Source organism: Bdellovibrio bacteriovorus HD100, from assembly GCF_000196175.1.
In the GTDB taxonomy this organism is placed as follows: Bacteria; Bdellovibrionota; Bdellovibrionia; order Bdellovibrionales; family Bdellovibrionaceae; genus Bdellovibrio; species Bdellovibrio bacteriovorus.
In genome coordinates this window covers 171,337-193,298 of the sequence record NC_005363.1, presented here as the reverse complement: position 1 = coordinate 193,298, position 21,962 = coordinate 171,337, and the positions used below count along the sequence as shown (strand labels likewise).

Here is a 21,962-nt window from a genome sequence, read left to right as displayed (position 1 = left end):
TTATCCTTTTGTCGTCTTGACTGAAAGAGTCCCCGGCTGCCAGCTTTCGGCCTTGAAAGCTTTTACGGAGTTCGGCACTCCGTTGTCATTGGGGAAGTAAACCCGCTGCAGATGCTTTTCGCGGCCCAGTTTGTAGGCCAGCTCACAAAGTTCATCCCGGGCCTGCAGGGAGCTGTATTGCACATGCTCCACCCACAAGGTCTGAGTCTGCCCATCCAGGAACAACAGCGGCTGAGCGATGAAATAGCCCATCAGTTTGTTGGTCTCCTGCTCCAAGGCCAGAAAGCTCCAGCCCAGGGCAATGTAATGGTTCAGAGCCTCAACGCGGAACTTGGAATTCCATGTGGCAATCATTCGTTCCATTTCATCCGGATAGGTTTCTGCGAGCTTTTTATTTTCCAGATCCAAAATCTGTTGCAAATCTTCCGGCTGAATCACGCGGCAATACAGGCTCATGCCCTCAGGTCTCCTTGTCATTTTACTTTTCATATTTCATACTAAGACACTATGAAATACAAAGACTATTCCACCGACATTTGGAACCGCATAAATACGACACTGGACCAAGTTTTAAAACAGGATTCTGCACCTGTGGCCGCCTTTGATGCGGATGGTACTTTGTGGGATACCGATCTTGGGGAAACTTTCTTCCATCACCAGATTGACAACAAACTTGTGACTCTTCCGCCACAGCCGTGGGAACACTACGAAAACATGAAAGCTGCGGATCCGCGCAAAGCCTACCTTTGGCTAGCCCAAATCTGCCAGGGGCAAAAACTTGAGCAGGTGCACCAGTGGGCCATCGATGCGGTCAAAGGTCACTTCCCGGTTCCTGTTTTTCTGGAACAGAAAAAATTAATTGATCTGTTTGTTTCCAGGGGTGTGAAAGTTTACATCATCACCGCTTCGGTAAAATGGGCGGTGGAACCCGGCGCAGAAATGATGGGACTGACTAAAGATGACGTTCTGGGTGTGGAAACGCATGTGGATAACGGCGTGATCAGCGACCGCCAAAAAGGCACGATCACCTATCGCGAGGGCAAGGTGGAAGCCCTTCTGCAAGCCACCGGCGGAAAAAAGCCGTTCTTCGCCTCAGGAAACACCATGGGTGATTACAATCTGCTGCAGTCAGCGACGCATCTGAGTCTGGCCGTCAGCGCCGCCTCCCGTGATGACAAACTTTTCAAAACCGAAAAGGAGCTGCAGGAGAACGCTGAAAAGTTCTCCTGGCTGTCCCATCGCTTTATCTAACGAACAAGTTTGTTCATGTTAAAGCGATAGCTCAATGTCAGATTGAACTGATTGGCCTTGTTTGGATATTTCAGATTTTCTTTGGCACCCTTGCGATCCAGCTGGGTGCTGCCATATTCAAAGCCGATATCCAGATTCTTCAGACCCAAAAGATTGCGACAGGTGGTTCCGGCCGCCCAGCCGCGCACCCCGCGCACTTTCTCAAAAGTGAATTCACCATCTGCAAACTCGGCATCAGTATTGAACACATGCTGATTATAATAGAAGTCCCAGGCGCAGGGCCCCGCTTCCACGCCACGCATCGCCACTTCCACGCCGTGGGCCTTTGAATTCACATGCTGTGCATGTGGACGACGTCCGTTTCCGTCACCTTGTTTGTTGCGGGTGAAGTCTGCGCGGAAGACCCGCACCTCAGCCTCACCGTACTTGGACGTGAACATGTATCCCAGGTAAGTGGTCATATCATCCTGGGACCTTTTTTCACCCGGGAAACTTCCGACATCCCCATGGGCCCCGGTCACACCAATATAGAAATCATGATTCTTCAAGTAAGGCGCTGACTTGTCGAAAACCTTGCGAAGTGCATTGGCCACACGCAATTCAACCGTGCCCGCGTAGGCCGGATAGGAATTGGCGCGGGAATCCGCCGGATCCAGGCTGGATTCACCCTTGATGGTATCGCCATCCACTACACTGAACGAGGCCAGCAGCACCCGGTCGAGCTCTTCTTTCAGCTGGTAGTTCATCTGAATCCCTTTGTCATAACGAACCATCAAACCGTATGGAGCCGTGACATAGTACCGGCTGGGCTTACCCTGCAGAGGACTCAAACCACTGACTGGGAATGCTCCCGCCAGAACCGTCACATCCTGGGAATCCGTCATCGCAATATTCGCTCCGATATTCGCCAGAAACCAAGGGCGGTCGACATAACCATCGGCGCGCAGACGGTCCGAATTGTGGAAGTTCTGCTCATTTTCTTCGTTGTAGTTCAGAACCTGATTTTTCGGAATGGCGCTGATCGAGATAAAGATCTGCTTGAAATGACGATTTCCGAAAGTCTTGGAAATCTTTCCTTCCACTTCAGTGACCATGTCGCCCATGGATGTCTCGTTGCCACCCTCCCGGCGCAGATCATTGTTAATGACCGCTGCCACCTGAGCAGAAGCGGAACCCTCCAGACAAATGCCTTCGTGGTATATCCCACCCCGGTCATAACATTCATAGGAATGATCGCCGCCTCTCCAGTAAGCATTTGGATCCCAATGGATCGTTTTGTCAGCGGCGCCCGCGGGACCTGCGGCGATCAAAAGACTCATCAAGCCGATCGTGTTCCAGTTCACTGATTTCTTTTTCATTGTTATCTCCTGTTTAAGTTTGCAAAGACCTGAAGATCAATGACTGTGCCAGGCAAGTGTTCCGTACCAGATCATCAGAGGGTCCATCCAACCGCGGCTTATTACAGCCATTCAATGGTAACCGCCGCAAATCCGCTCCCACAGCAACAAAGAGCGCCCGGAACCTCAGCGAACGTTTCATCCAAACCACAAAAGGAACATCTCCACCGAGGCGGTGGAATATTCCCTTGGTAATCTCATACTTGTTGATGCGAATTTTCTGTCGAGTATAAAGCGGAACTTGCACGAGGAGACGGGATGACTCTGGAAGCCGACTTTGCACTGAACGAGCTGTTTTTTTCCAAAACTGATTTTAAAGGACGAATTGAGTCAGGCAATCAGGTCTTTGTCAGAGTCAGTGAATACTCCAATGACGAGATCCTGGGCCGTCCTCATAACATCATTCGCCATCAGGACATGCCCCGCAGCGTTTTTAAACTGTTCTGGGGATATCTGCAAAGCCACCGGCCGATTGCGGCTTATGTGAAAAACAAATCCAAAACCGGAAAGTACTACTGGGTATTTGCCATGGCCTTTCCGATGACTGACGGATACTTGTCCATTCGGATAAAGCCCTCCTCTGTCTTTCTCGGCGAAGTGCAAAGGATCTATGAAGGACTGGTATCCCAGGAAAACGCCGGCCTGGGCATAGAACAAAGTGAAGGACTTCTTCTTTCAGAACTTCATAAACTTGGTTTTGCCAGCTATGACGCCTTCATGACCCGCGCCCTTCTGGAGGAAATGAAGTCCCGGGACCAGTTGTTGCTGCACTTTAAAAAAAAGGCCCCTTTGACTTTCGACCGCTCCGAACGCGTCGAAGAAATTCAGGAGGCCTCCAGCAAGTGCACCAAAGCTGCGCGGACCGCTTTTGATCTGGCCGATTCACTCAGCCAGCGATTCAGCCGCAACAATCAGGCGCAAAATATCAGCGACATTTGCCGTGAAGTGCAGATGGTCACGACCAATCTGACAATCTCTGCCGCCAAACTTGGCGAGGCCGGAAAAACCTTGAGTGTTGTTTCCAAGAACCTCGAAAGGCTCGCGCTGGAAATTGATGAAAGCTCCCGTGAATTTGACGAAATCTTCGCCAACTTCAGTGTCGCAGCCTCACGCATGTATTTTTCCATGGCCACGTCACGTCTGCAGATTGAAATGATGAACCATCTGATTGATGAAACACAAAGTCCCGAGCAGGAGGCGTTTCTTCTGCAGAACTGCCATCTTTTAAAAAGTCTGATTTCGGCCAACTTTGCAGATGTGGAAGAAACTGCCAAGAAGCTGATCAAGGAAAACAAGTCCCTGAGCCGCTCTATCAATATGCTGTCCAAGGTCACCGCGGGCATGGATGTGATCTGTGTGGTGGGAAAAATTGAAATGGCCCGGGTGAAAGAGTTTTCCAGCGCCCTGGAGTCCTTGCTGGCGGATATGGAGAATCTGACTGCCAGCTTTAAAAAGACCCTGCGCTCTATCGAAAACGAAAGCCAATGGGGACTGGTGCGGTCCAGCGAGCTTAAAAATCACCTTTCCGTGATTTCGCAGAACCTTCGCCATGTTGACAACAGCATGCTGACATAAAAAAGGCCCACCTTGCGGTGAGCCTTTTTCGGTTCCAAATGCTTAAGCTTTGCCGACAACCTTTTCAATGTCAGCAATCTCTTTGGGAACAGACGAAGTCATGTTCTCGGATCCTGAAGACGTCACACGCAGATTGTCCTCGATACGAATACCGATACCACGGTATTTCTGAGGAGCTGATGCATCGTCAGCCGGGATGTAAAGACCCGGTTCGATCGTGAAGCACATATTGGCTTCGATCGGACGCGGTTCGTTCTTTTTGAAGTACAGACCCGCATCATGCACATCCATACCCAGCCAGTGGCCGATACCGTGTGGATAATACTTTTTCTGCGCCAAAGCCTGAATCAAATCATCCTTGCGACCGGACAACAAACCCAGATCCAACATCAGATCCGTCAATAAAGACGTTCCCATGTCGTGCAGGTCTTTAAAGAAAATCCCCGGCTTTACATAGTCACAGATCTGCTTTTGAACTTTCAAAACACCTTCGTACACACGCGCCTGCTCGTCCGTGAACTTGCCATTCACCGGATAAGTGCGGGTGATATCACCTGTGTAGTAGTTGAACTCGGCACCCGCATCAATCAGCAACAGGTCCCCGTCTTTGCAGACCTGGTCATTGAAGTTATAGTGCAAGGTCGTCGCGGCATTTCCGGAAGCCACGATATAGTTGTAACCTTCACGGGCAGAACCTCTCATATAGAAGTTGTGCGCAAGCACCCCTTGAACCTGGCGTTCCGTCACACCCGGACGGGTGAAACGCATAGCTGCCAAGTGGGCCTGAGCGGAAATCTCGCACGCCTCACGCAGCTGAGTCAGTTCGTATTCAGATTTCACCAGACGAAGCTCGCCCAGCAGAATATCCGCATCGTGAATCGCCAACAGGCCATTCCCCATGCGCCCCTGAAGAGCTTTCACCGTTTGCAGAATCTCCTGCATCTTGTGATCCATCTCCTGGTTTTTGTACTGGCTGTAATAAACGCGGTCGACTTCTTTCAAAAGCTGAGGCGCCACCTTGGTCAGTTCATCAAACGGATACGCTTTGTCGATTTTAAATTCACGCTCGCAGCCTTCCGGACCATAGCGGAAACCATCCCAGGTTTCTCTTTCCACGTCACGACGGCGCACGAACATCACTGTTTCCGGAGTCAGACCCGGGCGATGAATCAAAACAGACTCAGGCTCTTCCCAGCCCGTCAGGTAAAACAGATTGGAATCCTGACGGTAAGGGAAATGGCAGTCGTGATTACGGATGTATTCCGGGTGAGAAGCCACAACCAAAGCACCACCTGGGATCTGCTCCCCGGCTTTTTTCCTTCTCTCGGAAAAGATGTTCATGTCATAGATGGGTTTTCTGCTCATAAATTCTCCTAAAGTCCCCACTTGCGGGTCAGACCCTTCAACTGACGGGCAGCTGAGTCTGCGCCCTTGTTCATGATCTCACGACGCTTGTCGAAATCCATAATACCATAGCTGGATGTATCAAGCGAGATGACAGTGTCAACTCCTGGCAAAGGCTTATTATACAGTCCCGCGATTTCACTCCATAAGACGTTGTCGGTGGCACTGGACTCCAGCGTGAAGGGTTTTGAACCCCCCGGAGCCTGCAACACATTGACCATCACGATATAGTTAGCCCCTTTTTGGCGCAGGTAATTGGCCAAAGCCGTGATGTCGCGAACCCCCGCCACACTGTTTTGGTGGGGCTTGAAGAACGGCGGATACGCCATGCACAGGTACATCAACTGATCGATGCCACCGCGGTTCATCAGGTAAACCTGATTCTTTTTCAAGTTGTAGGACGGACAGGCAAAAGGAATCTTAAAGTCTTCCACCTTGGTGCGGTTGAAAGCCACACCGACAAAGTCCTTCAACACCGTCACTTCGTTATTCTTGTTCACGCCACCCAGAAGAGATTTTTTCAAAACCTCTTCATCCTTCAGCTTGAACATCTGCCACTCTACATCGTTGGCCAGTTCCTTGTTGGCGTAAAGGGCCGCCATCGGAGCTGCAAACTCAACTCCACCAATAGCGTAAACCGGAACCTTGGCTCTTTGCAGTTCATGCAAGAACCCAATATGCGCGTAGGTCTTGGCCCCGCCGCCACCCAGGATCACGCCGATCTTGGGCATTGTCGGGATCACCGGCGCCGGAGGAGGCGGTGGCGTCTCAGCCACGTCTTCTTCATCTGATTCCATCGGCGGAGGAGTGCCGACATTTTCCGGAGGACGCGGTTGCGTCACCCCCGGACGGCTGGGAGTCGGCTGCGGAGTTTTGCGGATGTCTTCACGGGTTCTTAAGTTCTGACAGCTTGCCAGAAACAGGAACAAGACAATCCAACTAGATTTTTTTGGCAAAAACAAAGAACTCATTATTTCCGTCCTTTCCCTGAATCGGAGATGGGAAGTAGTCGAGAACCTTAAATCCATTTTGCGAACAAAGTTCCTTTATTCGCGTCTCGACTTCTTTATACAGTGAAACATCTTTGACTATACCCCCCTTGGCAAGGCCGTCAACGCCGACCTCGAATTGGGGCTTCACCAGACTTAAAAGACAGCCTTCAGTCTTAAGAAAATGTGCTAATTCCGGAACAATCAAAGAGATGGAAATAAAAGAAACGTCCATGACGACCAGATCAAACTTTTCCTTTGGGGTCGCCTGATTGACCGCTTCTTCGCGGGAAAGATTGCGGGCATTGATGCCCTCAATAACTGTCAGTCGCGGATTGGAAAGAAGACTGCTGTGAACCTGGCCGTGGCCCACGTCCACACCCAGCACTTGGGCAGCGCCCTTTTGCAGAAGGCAATCGGTAAAGCCCCCTGTGGAAATACCCACGTCCAGAACTTTCAGGCCTTGCACGAAAACCCCGGCTTGCGCCAAAGCGCCTTCCAGTTTCAAGCCCCCGCGGGACACAAAACGATTCGCAGGACCGGCTTCAACTTCAATTTTTCCGTGATGAGAGTCCAAGACAGCAAAGCTTGCCTTTTTCAGAATACGCTTTTGCGAATTTTCAAAAAGAAAAACCTGACCGGCTTCGATCAGCTCCTGAGCATGAGTGCGCGACTGCGCCAGACCCTTTTCGACAAGATAAAGATCCAAACGCAGTTTTTCGCCCATATTACACCTGACGGTTTTGATTAAAGCTGATCAGATACTCCAAAAGCGGAGCATCGGCAGACACCTTGTGCAGTTCCGCCAAAGTCGAAGCACTGACATCCTTCAAATAGGTCTTTGTGCCCTCAAGACCCAGGATACCGGTGAAGCTGCGAAGATCCTGACCTTTTTCGCCGTGATCCAGAACATCGTCGGCCACTTGGAAAGCAAGGCCCAGGCCTTCGCCGAATTTTTTAAGACTTTCAATTTCAGTCGGCTTTGCCCCGGCAATCACAGCCGCACCCTCAACCGCCACACGAATCAACGCACCGGTTTTAAGACGATGCAGATGGGTCAGTTCTTCCAGTGACATTTGTTTGTCACCAGCACGCAGGTCAATCGCCTGACCACCGACCATGCCTCGAATTCCTGCCGCCGAAGATAACAGCCTTGTCAGGTGACCCACCAGGAAGCTGTTATCCCCATAGTTTTCCGCAATCAGCATGAAAGCTTCAGTCAAAAGAGCGTCCCCGGCCAGCAACGCAAAGTCTTCACCGAACACTTTGTGATTGGTGGGCTTCCCGCGGCGCATGTCATCGTTATCCATGCATGGCAGATCATCATGAATCAAAGAGTACGTATGAATCATTTCCACGGCAGCGGCGAAAGGCAAGATGCGCTCTTTACCAGCACCGAACAACTCACCGACCAGCAAGGACAGAACCGGACGGAAACGTTTCCCGCCATTGGTGGCGGAATAAAGCATGGACTTTCGCAACTCAGAAATGGCGCTGCCTGCTGGTAGCTCCATGTCAGACAGATATTTTTCCACAAACTGGTTCACAGCCTGGGTGCGCGCGGCGATTTCCTGATCAATCTGAATTGCGAGATCCAAGGCTTAGTTCTCCTCTGAAGTGAAATCAGTGGTCACCGGCTGGCCGTCAGCTCCCACAGACATCAACAGTTTCACTTTGGATTCAGCTTCATTCAGACGCTGATGGCATTCGCGGGAAAGCTTCACACCTTCCTCGAACAGCTTCAAAGACTCTTCCAAAGCCAGATCGCCTTTTTCCATCTTTTGCACGATCTCTTCAAGACGGCCTAGTTTCTTCTCAAAATCCATTCTATTCCTCCTTCACGCCATCCACGATGGCGGTCACTGAGCCCTGAGCCAGGCGGATATCCAAAAGGTCTCCCTTTTTCACCTGACTCGCAGATTTAATAACTTCAGAATTTTTGGTCACGATTGAATAGCCACGCTCAACCACCTTCAGGGGACTGAGACTATCCAGCATAGCCATGACCTTGCCCATGCGGGCCTTTTTTCTTTCAATCGAAAAATGTAGCGCCTTTTCAGAACGTGCCTTCAGATATTCCAGATCCTTTTTCTTTTCATCAATCAGATCCTGGGGGCTTCCCAGTTTCTGACTCATCAGCTCCACCCGGTGGCGACGCTCCGCCAGACGGCGGTTGATCGCGAACTCCAGACGGTTCAAAAGATCATCGTTGCGAAGCTCCAGATCCTGCAAACGGCGCTTCGGATCCACCAGTCGTTTGGAAAGACCCAGCATCTTTTCACGCAGGAACTTCATCTTCTTTTCAAAAGTCAGATGCAGCATGCGCTCCAGCGACACAACCTTGTTGGCCAGTTCGCCTGAGCTTTTCGCCACAAGTTCTGCCGCGGCCGAAGGTGTCGGCGCACGCAAGTCCGCCACAAAGTCAGCGATAGTAAAATCAATTTCGTGCCCCACGGCGGAAATCACCGGGACCGGGCTTGCCGCAATCAAACGCGCAAGCCGTTCATCATTGAAACACCACATGTCTTCAATGGATCCACCACCGCGCCCGACAATCACCACATCCACACCCGGAAGGGCGGTGGCTTTTTTAAAGGCCTCGCAAATTTGTGGAGCTGCCGCCTCACCCTGCACGATGGTTGGAACCACCGTCACCTGGATGGCTTTAGCGCGACGGGAAAGAACGTTCAAAATATCACGAATCGCCGCTCCGGTCGGAGACGTCACGATCGCAATATGTCTTGGGAAAGTCGGAATCGGCTTTTTGCGGGCTGATTCAAACAAACCCTCGGCTTTCAATTTCATTTTCAGTTGCTCGAAAGCTTTTTGCAAAGCTCCGGCACCGACGGGTTCCATCATCTCGCACATCAGCTGATAGTTACCACGCGGCTCATACACCGTGATGCGGCCGCGAACGATGACTTCCATCCCATCGGTAGGTTTGAATTTCAAACGGGCGTTGTTACCACGGAACATCACGGCCGTGATCTGGGAACGGGAATCTTTCAGGCTGAAATAAAAGTGACCGGAGGTGTGAGCCTTGAAGTTTGAAATTTCACCCTTCACCCACACCTGCCCGATCTGACCCTCCAGCAACTGCTTCACATAGATATTAAGCTGCTCGACGGAAAGCACGGAAGGTTCGTTGTTCTTCGTCAATAGGTCCGCAGCTCCAAGACTGGCTTGGGCTGAAACATCTGTTTTACGAAGAGGCTGATTAGGAGAGTCCGACATGGGAGCAGAGGCTAATGCTCCCTCGGGGTGGAGTCAATACATTGAGAGTCAACGACCTATAGACTGGAGTGCCAAACGTTCTGAACGGACCACAATCCGCCCACGAAAAAACACACCCAACCCAGGGATTTGTGTTTGGCCAAATTGGCATAGGCCTGACCCATGCGCTCCTGCCCGATGCGCGCCAGGACAGGGTTCTCCAACACAACAACCATCAGGAGTCCATAGAAAAAAACCACGAAGGGAAAAATAAAATCGAGCTTTTCTGGTGTCATAAGCAATTTATCGGAGCTTTACCGGAAAGTAAGAGTCCGGTTCGATTGACGATATAAAAAGACATGATAGAATGGTTTTTAGAAGGGTTCGACGGCGTAAAGCTCTATCGAAAATAAACCTTACAAGCATATTTTTGGGGACTGTCCCTGACAATGGTGAGCAAGCTCAGCTCGTACTGAGAAGCCTAAAGTTGTTATCATGGTTACCCACCTTAGCTAAAACAGGTTTACTTTTTCAGAGTGGTCTTCGAGCCTTTTTTTATTTGTCTCAAGCCGAGACAGTCCTGCAAAAAACTTCGCACTTAATTAGTTTAAGTTTATATCCGATAGTCCTAGCATGGTCCCATTTCTACAAAAACACTCAACCTCCTTACTAAAGTCCCTGCTGGCCAGCTTTGCAATACTATACGGCCTGTCACTGTTCGTAGACGCAACAAAGGAATTGAGCTTAGCGCTTAGACTTTTAAGTATATCGAGTTGGTCAGTGCTGTGCTTTTGCCTCACATATCAGGTATTTACGTTCTCTCAAAATACCAAGTCCCTTATAGCCAATGGCTTCACCTACTTTCTTTCCAACTTAATGCTTGTTGTCGACCTATACACGTCCCCACCCTCTCAACATAAAGAAATTGTCTACCTAATTGGAATGGTATCCACAGTATTAGGAATGATTGCCTCCATTAACTGGAAGAGCGGAAAAGCACCCCAAAAAATTGAAAACTTCGGACTTGAATCAATATTTGACCTACGGCCTTTCGAGATCACCGAAGGTCTAAGTAAAGATGCGGGAGAAAAGGAAGACTTTCTCTTGAAGGTAGTGCACGAAAACAACAAACTTTCAACTATTGGAATATCTGGACCGTGGGGCATAGGGAAAACTTCTCTAATCCACTCTTTAGTCTCCACCTTAGAAAAGGACCGCCGGTACAAAATCACTCACATTGACTCTTCAAACTACTTCAGCTCCGAGTCACTTGTCGAAGAACTAAGAGAAAAATATTTGTCGATATTCTTTGGCGAGAATCCAAATATTTTTACAAAGGCTGTCTTTGAGTCGATGCTTTCATCAACCCCAAACATATTGTCTTCAGTTGTACAACTAGTAACAAACTCCGATAGTCAGATTGCTACAAAAAAACTTTTATCAAATCACCTAGAGTCATCAGATGATATGTACGTAATTATATATGACGATCTCGACAGGCTAAAACCTGAAGAGGTCGTCGTCGCATTACGTTTAATTGGAAAAATCGCTGGCGTTCCAAAAATTAAGCAAATTGTTTTATACGACAGAGTTCGAATTGAGAGCTTATTGCATGATTCTTCTCACGGACATAGCTCTTTCTTTGCAAAATACATAGACTACGAACTTCATGTACATGCGCTGGACTACAATCAGTCCAACAATCAAGCAAAACAGTATATCATGAGAGTGCTTGAGCAAGAAGGCATGGAACACTACCTTACTGAAATTTCCAAGACCAATTTTGAAAGCGAATATTACTATCTTCTGAATAATTATCGCGACTTAAAGCAATTTGCCATCTCCCTGCACTCACTCCTCAAGTTCGGAGCACACAAGATCCACCTTCAAGAGGCCATAAAGATAACAATTTTAAAGACACGGTTCCCAAAAATTTATTTAGACATGTTTGAACCTATGCCAGGCGACGAAGATAAGTTCGTCGCTCTATATCAAAGCATCTATGGAAACCAAACACATGCAGCATTCACATTAGTTTCCGAGCTTTCAAACGGCGAAAATAGACATCATCTATTTAAAATGATAAATCCCATTTATACCCCAATCTATCAAATGGACAAATCCCCCCCAAATGCAATTTCATGGGAAGGTCTCAAAATGATCATTGATGGACTTAAGGATAATCCATACTCTCACCATCAAGAAATACCTAGCTATTCATTCAATTATCTAACCGCAGATCAACTAAGCTCAAACTTCATCGGAATAGTTCAGGCAATCGATAGGAGTCTACATCCATCATTTGTTGCATTAACAATGAAGAAGATCTGTCATGAAAAGGATGGAAACACTGAATGGATCTATCATTCTCTTCGCGAAGCTATATCCTCCACCGGAATTTTTAAGAGCTGGATAAATGGGTATTTAAGCGCCCGCGCAAAGGTTGCATGGACAGGTGAACTAAAAGTATCAATTATGTCCATGCTCCTTTTTAAACGCGTATACAAACCAGATTATCCAGTTGAATTCGAAACTATCAAAGCAAACCTCTTCGCTTCTCTTCCCAACTTTTCATATGAGGAGGTACTATCTCTAGATCAAAATTACTTCGAGATACTTGAAAATGAAAGCGGACTCCTTCGGCAATATTTAGACCACATGCATATTGCAAGAACATCAATCTTAAATGAAGCGCAACTGGACAATTTGTTGGAAAAATACCTTGAAATTAATGGTTTCAATAGCAATGACGACTACATAAATACAGCAAGATTTATGCGAATGACCAGCGACTCTCAACACTCGTTAGTTACCCGATTAATTGAAGTTAATAATGGGAAATATCTGAATGTAATAAGAGTGATTAAATCCTTTCTTAAAGTTTAAATTAAGGTAAAGGTGACTTAGTTTCTTCGAGCCTTTTTTTATTTGTCTCAAGCCGAGACAGTCCTGCAAAAAACTTCGTCATTTCCTCAATAATTTCGATTAAGAAATAGGGCTTTCCCGCGTTCAGCCCACCCCCCGTAAATCCGATAAGATCTACATGACTTTGAACCGGATGATGGCTGGTTTTATCAGCGCGTGGACTCTCATTCTGACAGCTTGTGGTGGTGGCGGCCTTGAAGGCGGCGACTTCTCATCCAATGCCCCCGCCTCTCCTGAGCCGACCTATTACGGCAAACCCACCGAAATGGATGCCGCCCAGTCCGTCACTGTCACACTTCCGACAAAGTTCCTTTATCGCGGCCTGAGCTTCACTCCCGGCAGCTCTACCAACGGACTGACCAATGTGGTCGCAACTGGCGATGCCGTTCCAATCTCCTTTGCAGAGTTCCATATCTATGACACCTCCGGCACCCGCATCCAACAGGGTGAAACCGACACCGATGGCATTGCGACCTTTAAGATTCCAAAAACCGCTGGCACCTACACTTTCAAAGTCTTCTCGCGGGCTTATAATGACTATCTGAAAGTCAGCATCCTGGCCGACATTTATGCCAACACCCCTCACTATGCGGCGAAATCATTCTCTATCACGGCGGGTGATATCACCACAGGCACGCTGGATCTGACTTCTTCCCCGGTTTACGCCGAGGCCAACGAAAGCACGTCATCTCGCATCGAAGGTGGCGCCTTCAACATCATGTACAACATCCTGCTGGCGAACGAATACATCCGCCGCAACATTGGCAAAAACAATGGCGGTATTCCTTCCACCAACACCAACCTCTGGTGGGTGGCCGAAAAAGTGACCGTCTTCTGGAAGGCCGGATTCAATCCATACTCTTACTTCGGCTCCAACTCTCCCCTGTCGTTCTATTCCCCGGGGGAACGCAAGCTCTACATCCTGGGGGGCGTGAACGGCGACGTGAAGTCTTCTGACACTGACCACTTTGATGACTCCGTGATCCTGCATGAATACGCTCACTTCCTGGAAGACGTCTACGGCAATTCCGGATCTCCGGGAGGATCCCACACAGGGAACTTCGTCATCGATGCCAGACTTTCCTGGAGTGAAGGCTGGGCCAACTATTTCCAGGCCGCCGTCTTAAGTGGAGCGGATGCCGCCTATAACAACGCTGATGAAAATCGAGCACCGACAGATCCCCGTTATCACTACTATGTGGACACCTATGGCTACCGCGCCTCAGGAAACACGGCCGGGGTCAGTATTTCCTTCAACCTGTGGCAGGATGGAACTGCGGCAAGCTATGACAACACTTCAGCGGATCTTGCCGGCACGGGGACTTTCCGTGAAGTGTCCGTATCGCGCGCGCTTTACAAAGCCACTCGCGATGACATGGCCGAGTATGAAAGCACCAAATTCGGCGGAGGCATGGACTTCTCAAAAGTGTGGATGACCTTCGCTGGGGAAGACACTGCCGGGCACAAAAAATCCAATCCGGTCACCACCAGTCTGGTCAACACCTCCGTCTATCCCATTCCAAGTGTAGGTCTGTTTAACAATCTACTGTCCCGCAACGTGGCTGGTGCGACAGCAAAATGGGACGCGATCCTTGCTGAAGAAAAGCAAAGCAAGACCACCAAGGACTATGCTTTCTATCTGGGCGAAACCACCTGTTCTGATATCACCTTCACTGTCGGAAAAGAAGAACAACTGATGACGGCCAGAGACAGCGTCAAACGCTCGGATCAGCAGGTGAATAACGACTTCTATCTGTACTATCACGATGGCAACAGCACCACTCTGTCGCTGGAGTATTCAAGCACAAAGCTGAATCTGGATCTTATTCTGTACAAAAAGGACTATGTGTACTTTGAAGACGCCTATTGGTATGGCGGATATTCCTCTGACTATATCGTCAAACAGAGCCGTTCTGAAACCGTGGGCGCCACCGAGTCCATCAGCACCAGTGGACTGTCTGCTGGCTACTACCTGCTGAACGTAAAAATCAACGCTTACAATAAAACGGCATCCCAGATGAACACCAATGCAACTTACAGAATCAAAAAAGGAGGCACAGTCATATGCGGAACCGAAAGATAGCCTTTACCGCAATCCTGTCCCTGCTTGCAGGCATTTCAGTTTATTCCTTCACGGCAAAAACGGAAGACCGCAAACCCGCTTCCACAGCCAAATCCACGTGGCGGCCTGCTCCTGTGGGTAAACATCTGGCTCTGTTCCATGTTGAACTAAAATCCGAGGATGAAATCCCTGAATCCGGCACTGATGAAGTGATTCTTGTCGGCCGCGTTCTTGTGAATCAGACCCTGCAAGGCGACCTGGCGTACACGTGGTCCCTGCCGGAAGGGGTCAGTGTTGTTGACGGCATCACCTCTGACACTTTGTCCGGAGTGAAAGTGGGTCAGGTGGTGGAACTAAAACTGACTGTGGTGGGCTTCTCAAAAGAAAAGCAAAAAGCGATCTCGCTGGCAGTCAAAGCCCTGGCCAAAGAAGAAGTCCTGGGAAATTCTGCCGTGATTGTCAGCCGCAACGAAGACACCATGGAAGCCACAGCCCCGGGCATGAAAAGATCCGCTGAAGAACAGCTGGGTTCAGAGACAGTCCACCGTCGTCGTAAATAGGAATCCCCGAATCTCTCCGTTACGACGGAGAGAACACGCATGCCGCGGCTCGACCACAAAACGGCGCATCCCCTCAGAAGACAGCTCCCACAGTTCGTGTTTGCCGGTATCGAACTTCATCGTTCCTGGGATATGACCGTTGATCAAATCCAAAGAGATTGAAAAAAGGCTGCGGGTCACAGATTCTTCACGGCCGTACAGCTTCCACCACTCCAAAGAATAAAGCTCTTCCAGCGTGTACGTGCAAACCTCAAAGAAGCGCAGATTTCGAAACACCTGCAGGCCTTCATCGGTGTACACTTCCACAGAATCAGATTCTTCTAATTTGTCGAAAAAATCAGAGGCCGGGATCAAGCCCCAGCGGCGCAAAGCCTTCCAGCAAAAGCGTGGGGAATCTTTTAAAGAGAAACTTTCCGCGTGGGCTTCCTGGCAGATTTCCAGATAGTCCTTCAAGGTGTGAAGGGCGATGTCTTTTTGGCTTTCGTTCAGCTGATTAAAGTGCGGCAAAGCGGGGTCACGGTAGGGTTTGACGGACAAACCCTCTTTTTGCAGAACCAGGGCGAGGCGCTCACACAACAGACGAAATCTTTCAACCTTGTCCGGAGTTTGCTTCTGAGCACCTTGCGCTGACTGCATTCATCCTCACATCGGGATAACTTCAATTGTTGGATTGAATTGATCCCGCAAAATTCCCTCGATGGCCATCAGTGTACCTGAAGTGGCACTCGGGCAGGTTCCACAAGCTCCCTGATAAAAGACATAGAGCTTGTTGTCTTCATATTTCACCACATCCAAGTCCCCGCCGTCACCTTGCAAACCGGGACGGACCGTTTGGTCCAGAATCTCTTCGATCTGCTGGACTTCCGGCGGCAGGCTGGCACGGCGAAGCTTCTTTTCATCCATCTGGGTCACCGCCGGATTATGCGCCGGCATGCGGGTCTGAATCACCGAACAAACGTTGCGTTGAATCTCTTCCGGATCCGCATCGAAATTATGCGTGATCGTGATCACGTTCTGGAAGAAGTGAACCTGACGAACACCCTCCACCTGGAACAAGGAAGACGCCAGAATGCTCTGCTCAGCTTCCTTGGCATCAGCATAGGTCGCCTTGCCGTCATTCAAGACGGCGCGATCCAAAACGAATTTCCACGCATTGGGGTTCGGAGTTGCCTGAATACGAATCAGTACATCTTGGGTGCTCATAACAACATCTCCCGGGCTTTCACCACGGCTTTAACCATAGAATCAATATCTTCACGATTATTATACACTGAAAGGGATGCTCTGACGGTGCCGGGAACTCCCAGACGCGCCATCAGCGGCTGCGTACAATGGTGTCCTGCTCTGACTGCCACACCTTCTTGGTCCAGAATCTGACCAATGTCAGAGTGGTGAGCCCCTTTCAGATTAAAGGACAAAATCGCCCCTTTATTCTGAGAGGTTCCGTAGATTTTTACATCCGGGATCTCCAGAAGCCTGCCAGTTGCGTAGTTCAAAAGATCCATCTCATATTTATGAATCTTATCCAGACCGATGTTCTCAACGAACGTCAGTGCCGCATGCAATCCCACGGCGCCTTCCACGTGCGGAGTTCCGGCCTCAAAGCGCGTCGGCACATCATTGAACGTGGTTTTTTCGATCGTCACCTTGGAAATCATACTGCCGCCACCCTGATAAGGGGGCATCTGATCCAGAATCTCTTTTTTTCCGTACACAGCCCCAAACCCAAACGGGCCGAAAAGCTTGTGTGCAGAAAACACAAAGAAGTCGCAATCAATATCAGAAACATCCACCGGCAACTGAGACACGATCTGCGCCCCATCCACCAGAACCTTCGCACCCACTTCATGAGCAAGCTTGGTCAAAAGCTTCATGTCTGTGTTCGTGCCCAGAACATTCGAAGAAGCGGTGAAAGCCACCATCTTCGTGCGAGAGTTCAATTTCTTTTTGAAGTCTTCAAGATCCAGCTCGCCATTGTCCAGAATATCCGCGGCCACGACTTTGGCGCCGACTTTTTCTGCGACCATCTGCCACGGCACGATGTTTCCGTGATGCTCCATCACGGTGATCAGGATCTCATCCCCGGCCTTCAAGTTGGAAAGGCCCCAGGAATTTGCCACCAGGTTCACGCCCTCGGTGGTGCCACGAACAAAGATGATTTCCTCGGACTGACGGGCACCCAGGAATTCGGCCACCTTCTGGCGGGCCGCTTCGAAATGTCCGGTCGCCACGTCACCCAGATAGTGTGCGCCACGATGAACATTGGAAGTTTCATAAGAATAAAAATGCGCAATACGGTCGACCACCGACTGCGGCTTCAAAGTTGTCGCACCACTGTCCAGATAAACCAGGTTCTTGCCATGAACTTTCTGAGTCAAAGCCGGAAACTGGGATCTTACAGAGGCAAATATGTCGTCTAGATTACTCATATCACTTACCGATTCAGGGCAAGGCTGCTGAACGCCTCGTCCAGATGGCGAGACAACCATTTCTGGATGTTCTCGTCGGAAATTTTGTAAATCACTTCAGAAAGATACCCGTAGCTCAGCATCGGGATGGCTTTCTCTTTCGGAATGGCGCGGGACTGCAGATAGAACAGCTCTTCACGGTTCAACTGACCCACTGTGGATCCGTGCGCCGCTTTCACATCGTCAGCATAAATCTGCAGACAAGGTTTGCTGTCGGCTTCCGCTTTGCCGCTCAAAAGAAGATTATTATTCAACTGGGCCGAGTTGGCTTTCTGCGCACCCTTTTCGATGCGAACAGTTCCGCAGAACACGGCACGGGATTCCCCGTCCAGAATACCTTTATAAAGCTGATTGGTATTGCACTCGCCTACCTTGTGGTTGATCAAGGAAGTGTTGTCCACGTGCTGGTTGCCACGAACCGCGTACACACCCAGAATTTCCGTATTGGAACCAGGGCCGTTCAAAATCACATCCAAAGAATGACGGGACAGTCTGGCACCCGTTGCAAAAGCCAGGCTTTCCACGTTGGCGTCTTTTTCAACCACCAGACGCGTGCGACCGATATTCACCGCACTTTCGCTTTCAGCCTGAACACGCACGTACACAAGCTTGGCACTTTCGCCAACATGCACATCACTGACAGAGTTTGCAAAGTAAGTGGTGCCAGCTTTGCCGTAATGGCTTTCCAGCACACGCACGGAAGAACGCGCGCCCACGTCAAGACTCAGGCGAGGATTTACCATCAGTGATGGGCCCCCTTCCGCAGACGTGAAGAAGACGAAATTCACAGGTTTTTCCACAGACGTTTCTTTGGCAACAGTCACCAAAAACGGTTTTGCCATATAGGCGCCGTTCAAGGCATCAAAGGTGTCATCAAACTGAGCCGGATACTGGGAAAGTTCTTTTAGACTCACACCCGCTGGCAAATCTGCCGACAGGGTCTTATTCAATACACCGTTAAAGAAAACGATGTTGGCAAATTCCGGATTCAGATTTTTTTTGATCTCTACCAGAGTTTCGTGGCTGGGCTCTACCGGATTCACTGCGCTTGGCAGGAACGTGCCTTCGTTCAAAGTCTTCACGCTGGTATAGTGCCAGTCTTCATCCTTGCGGGTCGGAAGACCTTTATTTAGAGCATAGTCATACCCGGCCTTGCGGAAAGCGGACAATGCGCCATCTGCAGGGTTGGATTGACTGAATTTTTCATAGCTCGTTAACAGGTTCATAGTCACTTCCTATACCGTCAGCCAGTCGTAGCCTTTTTCTTCCAGCTTCAGCGCCAAAGAGCTGTCGCCAGTCTCGATGATTTTGCCGTTGGCCAAAACGTGAACGAAGTCCGGTTTGATATAATCCAACAGACGCTGATAGTGAGTGACCAGAATGATCGCGTTGTCTTTACGGCGAAGTTTGTTCACCCCTTCAGAAACAACACGCAAAGCATCGATGTCCAGACCGGAATCTGTTTCATCCAAAAGCGCCAGACGCGGGGATAAAACCGCCATCTGCAGAATTTCATTTTTCTTTTTCTCACCACCAGAAAAACCTGTGTTCACCGGGCGATCCAGGTATTCAGGCTTCATGCTGACCAGTTTCATTTTCTGATAAAGGAATTCACGGAACTCACCTTCCGGCATTGGTTCAGAACCCTGGTGCTGCAATACAGAGTTGAAAGCCGTATGCAGGAACGTGAAATTGGAAACACCCGGAACCTCAATCGGATACTGGAATGCCAGGAAGATGCCTTCTTTGGCTCTTTCATCCGGCTCAAGATCCAACAAATTGGTCATGTTGAAGTTCACTTCGTATTTCACTTCACCGGAAGTGACTTCATACGCCGGGTGACCGGCAAGCACTTTAGAAAGTGTGGATTTACCGGAACCGTTCGGGCCCATGATGGCATGAACTTCACCCGGTTTCACTGTCAGGTTCAGACCTTTCAGGATTTCTTTTTCTTCAACTCTTGCATGTAGGTTTTTGATCTCTAGTAAATTCATATTTCACCTTTATTGAGCTGCTTCAGCTACGCTCTGCCGGCCCTAGCCGACACTATTCTCAAGTTTCATTTCGATCAGTTTTACGGCTTCGACAGAGAATTCCAGAGGAAGCTCTTTAAAGACCTCTTTACAGAAGCCGTTCACCAGCATCGAAATTGTTTTTTCCATATCCAGACCGCGGGACTGCAAATAGAAGATCTGATCTTCACTGATACGTGAAGTCGTCGCTTCGTGTTCAATCGTCGCAGTTTTGTTTTTCACTTCAATATAAGGATAAGTATGCGCACTGCTTTGATCGCCCACCAGCATGGAGTCACACTGGGAGTAGTTGCGCGCATTTTCCGCCGAAGGCAGAATCTTCACCTGACCACGGTAAGCATTGGAGGACTTGTCCGTGGAAATACCTTTGGAGATGATCGTGCTCTTGGTGTTTTTACCAATATGAATCATCTTCGTGCCGGTATCCGCCTGCATCAGATCGTGAGTCAAAGCCACAGAGTAGAACGCCCCTTCAGAGCCTTCACCCTGCAAAATGCAGGAAGGATATTTCCAAGTGATCGCAGAACCGGATTCCACTTGGGTCCAGGAGATCTTGGAATACTTCCCAAGAGCTTTTCCACGCTTGGTCACAAAGTTATAGATACCACCACGGCCTTCTTTATCGCCTGTGTACCAGTTTTGAACTGTGGAATACTTGATCTCGGCATTGTCCAATGCCACAAGCTCAACCACTGCGGCGTGCAGCTGGTTTTCATCACGTTGAGGCGCCGTACAGCCCTCAAGGTAATTCACGTAACCGCCTTCATCACACACCAGCAAAGTTCTTTCAAACTGACCGGTGTCTTTGGCGTTAATACGGAAGTAAGTGGAAAGATCAATCGGACAACGAACGCCTTTCGGGATGTAACAGAAAGATCCGTCAGTGAAGACCGCCGCATTCAAAGCGGCATAATAGTTGTCCGTGTGAGGTACAACAGAGCCCAGGTACTTTTTCACCAGATCCGGATGTTTGTGAATCGCCTCAGAAATAGAACAGAAGATCACACCGGCTTTATCCAGCACTTCGGTGTGAGTCGTGCCCACAGAAACAGAGTCAAACACCACATCCACGGCAATACCGGAGATGCGCTTTTGTTCGGTCAGCGGAATACCCAGCTTCTCAAATGTCTTGATCAGCTCCGGATCCAGATCATCCAGAGATTTTGGTTTGTCAGCTTCGTCCGTCGCTTTTTTCGGCGCGGAATAATAGCGGATCGCCTGGAAGTCGATCTTCGGATAAGACACGTGCGCCCATTCAGGCTCCACCATCGTCAGCCAGTGACGGAACGCCTTCAAGCGGTATTCAAGCATCCACTCTGGCTCGTTCTTTTTCGCAGAGATCAGACGAATGATGTCTTCGTTCAGACCCAGCTGAACCTGATCTGTTTCAATGTCGGTGGTGAAACCGTATTTGTATTCGTAACTTTCCAGCGGATTGCTGGAGGATTTGTTATTATCCATGGGCCACCGCCTCTGAGGATTTTTTCGCTGGCATTGCCATTCTTTCCACCAATAGTTCTTTCAGGCTCAGGCTTTTGTAGAAGTCTGTAAGTCTGTCGTTCAAAGCTGTGATCGGAGACACGATGTTGCAGGTGCCTTGAATTTCACAAGGCGCTTCCTTGTGCAGGCATTTCACCAACGCAGTTGGTCCTTCAATCACCTCAACAAGGTCGTGTATGGAAACCTTCGCAAGGTCTTTTGTGATTTGATATCCGCCATTAGCTCCGTATTCGGCGCGCAAAATCCCACCCTTTTGGGCCATCTGCTGCATCACACGAGCAGTCGCATCAAAAGGTGTGTGGAATGAATCCGACACTTCTTTGGCAGTTGTGAGCTCCCCGGGGATCTTTTGACTCATGTACTTGAGAGCCATCAGAGCGTATTCAAGCTTGCGATTGATTTTATTCATGTAAGGTTCCCTTCACCGGCGCCCTCAGAGGGTCCTCTGCGGACACGGCGTCGCCTTCTATCTAATAGAAAGCCAATTGAAAAACAAGGCGAAATACGCCTAATTTTAACGTATTTAAGGTTATGACAGGAATCTTTCCTTCTGTTTTGAAAAAATGTGCTGATTTCAAAGTCTTA

Annotated in this window: 21 protein-coding genes and 1 other RNA gene; 6 read left to right on the top strand and 16 right to left on the bottom strand. The window is 49.2% G+C overall.

What is annotated here, in order from left to right; all coding sequences use genetic code 11:
• Complete coding sequence (locus BD_RS00955; RefSeq protein WP_011162811.1) at window positions 1-456, bottom strand: hypothetical protein; 456 nt, start codon at window positions 454-456, stop codon at window positions 1-3.
• Window positions 457-507: 51 nt separating this feature from the next.
• Between BD_RS00955 and BD_RS00950 the strand changes: the two genes are divergently transcribed.
• On the top strand, window positions 508-1,251 hold the full coding sequence (locus BD_RS00950) for an HAD family hydrolase (protein ID WP_011162810.1): 744 nt from the start codon (window positions 508-510) through the stop codon (window positions 1,249-1,251).
• Here BD_RS00950 and BD_RS00945 read toward each other — a convergent pair.
• Window positions 1,248-2,609 carry a hypothetical protein gene (locus BD_RS00945; RefSeq protein WP_011162809.1) on the bottom strand — a complete coding sequence of 454 codons (1,362 nt, stop codon included), beginning with the start codon at window positions 2,607-2,609 and terminating at the stop codon, window positions 1,248-1,250. The genes BD_RS00950 and BD_RS00945 overlap by 4 nt on opposite strands.
• Window positions 2,610-2,906: 297 nt before the next feature.
• Between BD_RS00945 and BD_RS00940 the strand changes: the two genes are divergently transcribed.
• Complete coding sequence (locus tag BD_RS00940; RefSeq protein ID WP_011162808.1) at window positions 2,907-4,223, top strand: PAS domain-containing protein; 1,317 nt, start codon at window positions 2,907-2,909, stop codon at window positions 4,221-4,223.
• Between the two features lie 42 nt (window positions 4,224-4,265).
• Here the strand turns inward: BD_RS00940 and BD_RS00935 are convergent, their stop codons facing one another.
• From BD_RS00935 to BD_RS00905, 7 genes are read right to left on the bottom strand one after another with little or no spacing between them, the layout of a single operon-like run.
• Complete coding sequence (locus tag BD_RS00935) at window positions 4,266-5,588, bottom strand: aminopeptidase P family protein (RefSeq protein WP_011162807.1); 1,323 nt, start codon at window positions 5,586-5,588, stop codon at window positions 4,266-4,268.
• Window positions 5,589-5,596: 8 nt separating this feature from the next.
• Entirely contained in the window at window positions 5,597-6,598 is a 1,002-nt protein-coding gene (locus tag BD_RS00930) for a patatin-like phospholipase family protein (RefSeq protein WP_226987881.1), read from the bottom strand.
• Window positions 6,567-7,343 carry a TlyA family RNA methyltransferase gene (locus BD_RS00925; protein ID WP_011162805.1) on the bottom strand — a complete coding sequence of 259 codons (777 nt, stop codon included), beginning with the start codon at window positions 7,341-7,343 and terminating at the stop codon, window positions 6,567-6,569. Before BD_RS00925 ends, BD_RS00930 begins: the two co-directional genes overlap by 32 nt.
• 1 nt (window position 7,344) lies before the next feature.
• On the bottom strand, window positions 7,345-8,214 hold the full coding sequence (locus BD_RS00920; RefSeq protein WP_011162804.1) for a polyprenyl synthetase family protein: 870 nt from the start codon (window positions 8,212-8,214) through the stop codon (window positions 7,345-7,347).
• 3 nt (window positions 8,215-8,217) lie between these two features.
• Complete coding sequence (locus BD_RS00915; protein ID WP_011162803.1) at window positions 8,218-8,442, bottom strand: exodeoxyribonuclease VII small subunit; 225 nt, start codon at window positions 8,440-8,442, stop codon at window positions 8,218-8,220.
• A 1-nt stretch (window position 8,443) separates the two neighbouring features.
• Window positions 8,444-9,850 carry an exodeoxyribonuclease VII large subunit gene (gene xseA, locus BD_RS00910; RefSeq protein WP_011162802.1) on the bottom strand — a complete coding sequence of 469 codons (1,407 nt, stop codon included), beginning with the start codon at window positions 9,848-9,850 and terminating at the stop codon, window positions 8,444-8,446.
• A gap of 56 nt (window positions 9,851-9,906) precedes the next feature.
• Window positions 9,907-10,065, bottom strand: a complete 159-nt coding sequence (locus BD_RS00905; protein WP_157865624.1) for a hypothetical protein — start codon at window positions 10,063-10,065, stop codon at window positions 9,907-9,909.
• Window positions 10,066-10,205: 140 nt separating this feature from the next.
• Between BD_RS00905 and ssrS the strand changes: the two genes are divergently transcribed.
• The 4 genes from ssrS (at window position 10,206) to BD_RS00890 (ending at window position 15,376) form a co-directional block, all read left to right on the top strand.
• Window positions 10,206-10,385: non-coding RNA, 6S RNA (gene ssrS / locus BD_RS18020), on the top strand.
• Between the two features lie 77 nt (window positions 10,386-10,462).
• Window positions 10,463-12,715 (top strand): P-loop NTPase fold protein, encoded by a 2,253-nt coding sequence (locus BD_RS00900; RefSeq protein WP_011162801.1) that lies wholly within the window; start codon window positions 10,463-10,465, stop codon window positions 12,713-12,715.
• A 157-nt stretch (window positions 12,716-12,872) separates the two neighbouring features.
• Window positions 12,873-14,837, top strand: a complete 1,965-nt coding sequence (locus BD_RS00895; RefSeq protein ID WP_011162800.1) for a hypothetical protein — start codon at window positions 12,873-12,875, stop codon at window positions 14,835-14,837.
• Window positions 14,819-15,376 carry a hypothetical protein gene (locus BD_RS00890; protein WP_011162799.1) on the top strand — a complete coding sequence of 186 codons (558 nt, stop codon included), beginning with the start codon at window positions 14,819-14,821 and terminating at the stop codon, window positions 15,374-15,376. Before BD_RS00895 ends, BD_RS00890 begins: the two co-directional genes overlap by 19 nt.
• Here the strand turns inward: BD_RS00890 and BD_RS00885 are convergent.
• Genes BD_RS00885 through BD_RS00855 form a run of 7 tightly spaced genes read right to left on the bottom strand, consistent with a single transcriptional unit; the run spans window position 15,347 to window position 21,786 of the window.
• On the bottom strand, window positions 15,347-16,012 hold the full coding sequence (locus BD_RS00885) for a hypothetical protein (protein ID WP_011162798.1): 666 nt from the start codon (window positions 16,010-16,012) through the stop codon (window positions 15,347-15,349). The two genes, BD_RS00890 and BD_RS00885, sit on opposite strands and share 30 nt — an antisense overlap.
• 6 nt (window positions 16,013-16,018) lie before the next feature.
• A complete protein-coding gene (locus tag BD_RS00880; protein WP_011162797.1) occupies window positions 16,019-16,579 on the bottom strand; it encodes a NifU family protein in 561 nt (186 codons plus the stop codon).
• Complete coding sequence (locus BD_RS00875) at window positions 16,576-17,805, bottom strand: aminotransferase class V-fold PLP-dependent enzyme (protein ID WP_011162796.1); 1,230 nt, start codon at window positions 17,803-17,805, stop codon at window positions 16,576-16,578. Before BD_RS00875 ends, BD_RS00880 begins: the two co-directional genes overlap by 4 nt.
• Window positions 17,806-17,810: 5 nt before the next feature.
• Window positions 17,811-19,070 carry a Fe-S cluster assembly protein SufD gene (sufD, locus tag BD_RS00870; RefSeq protein WP_011162795.1) on the bottom strand — a complete coding sequence of 420 codons (1,260 nt, stop codon included), beginning with the start codon at window positions 19,068-19,070 and terminating at the stop codon, window positions 17,811-17,813.
• Between the two features lie 9 nt (window positions 19,071-19,079).
• The gene (gene sufC, locus BD_RS00865) at window positions 19,080-19,838 is read right to left on the bottom strand and encodes a Fe-S cluster assembly ATPase SufC (protein ID WP_011162794.1); all 759 of its coding nucleotides are present in this window, start codon (window positions 19,836-19,838) and stop codon (window positions 19,080-19,082) included.
• Window positions 19,839-19,880: 42 nt separating this feature from the next.
• A complete protein-coding gene (sufB, locus tag BD_RS00860) occupies window positions 19,881-21,338 on the bottom strand; it encodes a Fe-S cluster assembly protein SufB (protein ID WP_011162793.1) in 1,458 nt (485 codons plus the stop codon).
• Complete coding sequence (locus tag BD_RS00855) at window positions 21,331-21,786, bottom strand: RrF2 family transcriptional regulator (RefSeq protein WP_011162792.1); 456 nt, start codon at window positions 21,784-21,786, stop codon at window positions 21,331-21,333. Before BD_RS00855 ends, sufB begins: the two co-directional genes overlap by 8 nt.
• Window positions 21,787-21,962: the final 176 nt, after the last annotated feature.

Coding starts and splice junctions, on each gene's coding strand:
- BD_RS00955 (WP_011162811.1), bottom strand. CDS start 456: ATGAGCCTGTATTGCCGCGTGATTCAGCCGGAAGATTTGCAACAGATT.
- BD_RS00950 (WP_011162810.1), top strand. CDS start 508: ATGAAATACAAAGACTATTCCACCGACATTTGGAACCGCATAAATACG.
- BD_RS00945 (WP_011162809.1), bottom strand. CDS start 2,609: ATGAAAAAGAAATCAGTGAACTGGAACACGATCGGCTTGATGAGTCTT.
- BD_RS00940 (WP_011162808.1), top strand. CDS start 2,907: ATGACTCTGGAAGCCGACTTTGCACTGAACGAGCTGTTTTTTTCCAAA.
- BD_RS00935 (WP_011162807.1), bottom strand. CDS start 5,588: ATGAGCAGAAAACCCATCTATGACATGAACATCTTTTCCGAGAGAAGG.
- BD_RS00930 (WP_226987881.1), bottom strand. CDS start 6,598: ATGAGTTCTTTGTTTTTGCCAAAAAAATCTAGTTGGATTGTCTTGTTC.
- BD_RS00925 (WP_011162805.1), bottom strand. CDS start 7,343: ATGGGCGAAAAACTGCGTTTGGATCTTTATCTTGTCGAAAAGGGTCTG.
- BD_RS00915 (WP_011162803.1), bottom strand. CDS start 8,442: ATGGATTTTGAGAAGAAACTAGGCCGTCTTGAAGAGATCGTGCAAAAG.
- xseA (WP_011162802.1), bottom strand. CDS start 9,850: ATGTCGGACTCTCCTAATCAGCCTCTTCGTAAAACAGATGTTTCAGCC.
- BD_RS00905 (WP_157865624.1), bottom strand. CDS start 10,065: ATGGTTGTTGTGTTGGAGAACCCTGTCCTGGCGCGCATCGGGCAGGAG.
- BD_RS00900 (WP_011162801.1), top strand. CDS start 10,463: ATGGTCCCATTTCTACAAAAACACTCAACCTCCTTACTAAAGTCCCTG.
- BD_RS00895 (WP_011162800.1), top strand. CDS start 12,873: ATGACTTTGAACCGGATGATGGCTGGTTTTATCAGCGCGTGGACTCTC.
- BD_RS00890 (WP_011162799.1), top strand. CDS start 14,819: ATGCGGAACCGAAAGATAGCCTTTACCGCAATCCTGTCCCTGCTTGCA.
- BD_RS00885 (WP_011162798.1), bottom strand. CDS start 16,012: ATGCAGTCAGCGCAAGGTGCTCAGAAGCAAACTCCGGACAAGGTTGAA.
- BD_RS00880 (WP_011162797.1), bottom strand. CDS start 16,579: ATGAGCACCCAAGATGTACTGATTCGTATTCAGGCAACTCCGAACCCC.
- BD_RS00875 (WP_011162796.1), bottom strand. CDS start 17,805: ATGAGTAATCTAGACGACATATTTGCCTCTGTAAGATCCCAGTTTCCG.
- sufD (WP_011162795.1), bottom strand. CDS start 19,070: ATGAACCTGTTAACGAGCTATGAAAAATTCAGTCAATCCAACCCTGCA.
- sufC (WP_011162794.1), bottom strand. CDS start 19,838: ATGAATTTACTAGAGATCAAAAACCTACATGCAAGAGTTGAAGAAAAA.
- sufB (WP_011162793.1), bottom strand. CDS start 21,338: ATGGATAATAACAAATCCTCCAGCAATCCGCTGGAAAGTTACGAATAC.
- BD_RS00855 (WP_011162792.1), bottom strand. CDS start 21,786: ATGAATAAAATCAATCGCAAGCTTGAATACGCTCTGATGGCTCTCAAG.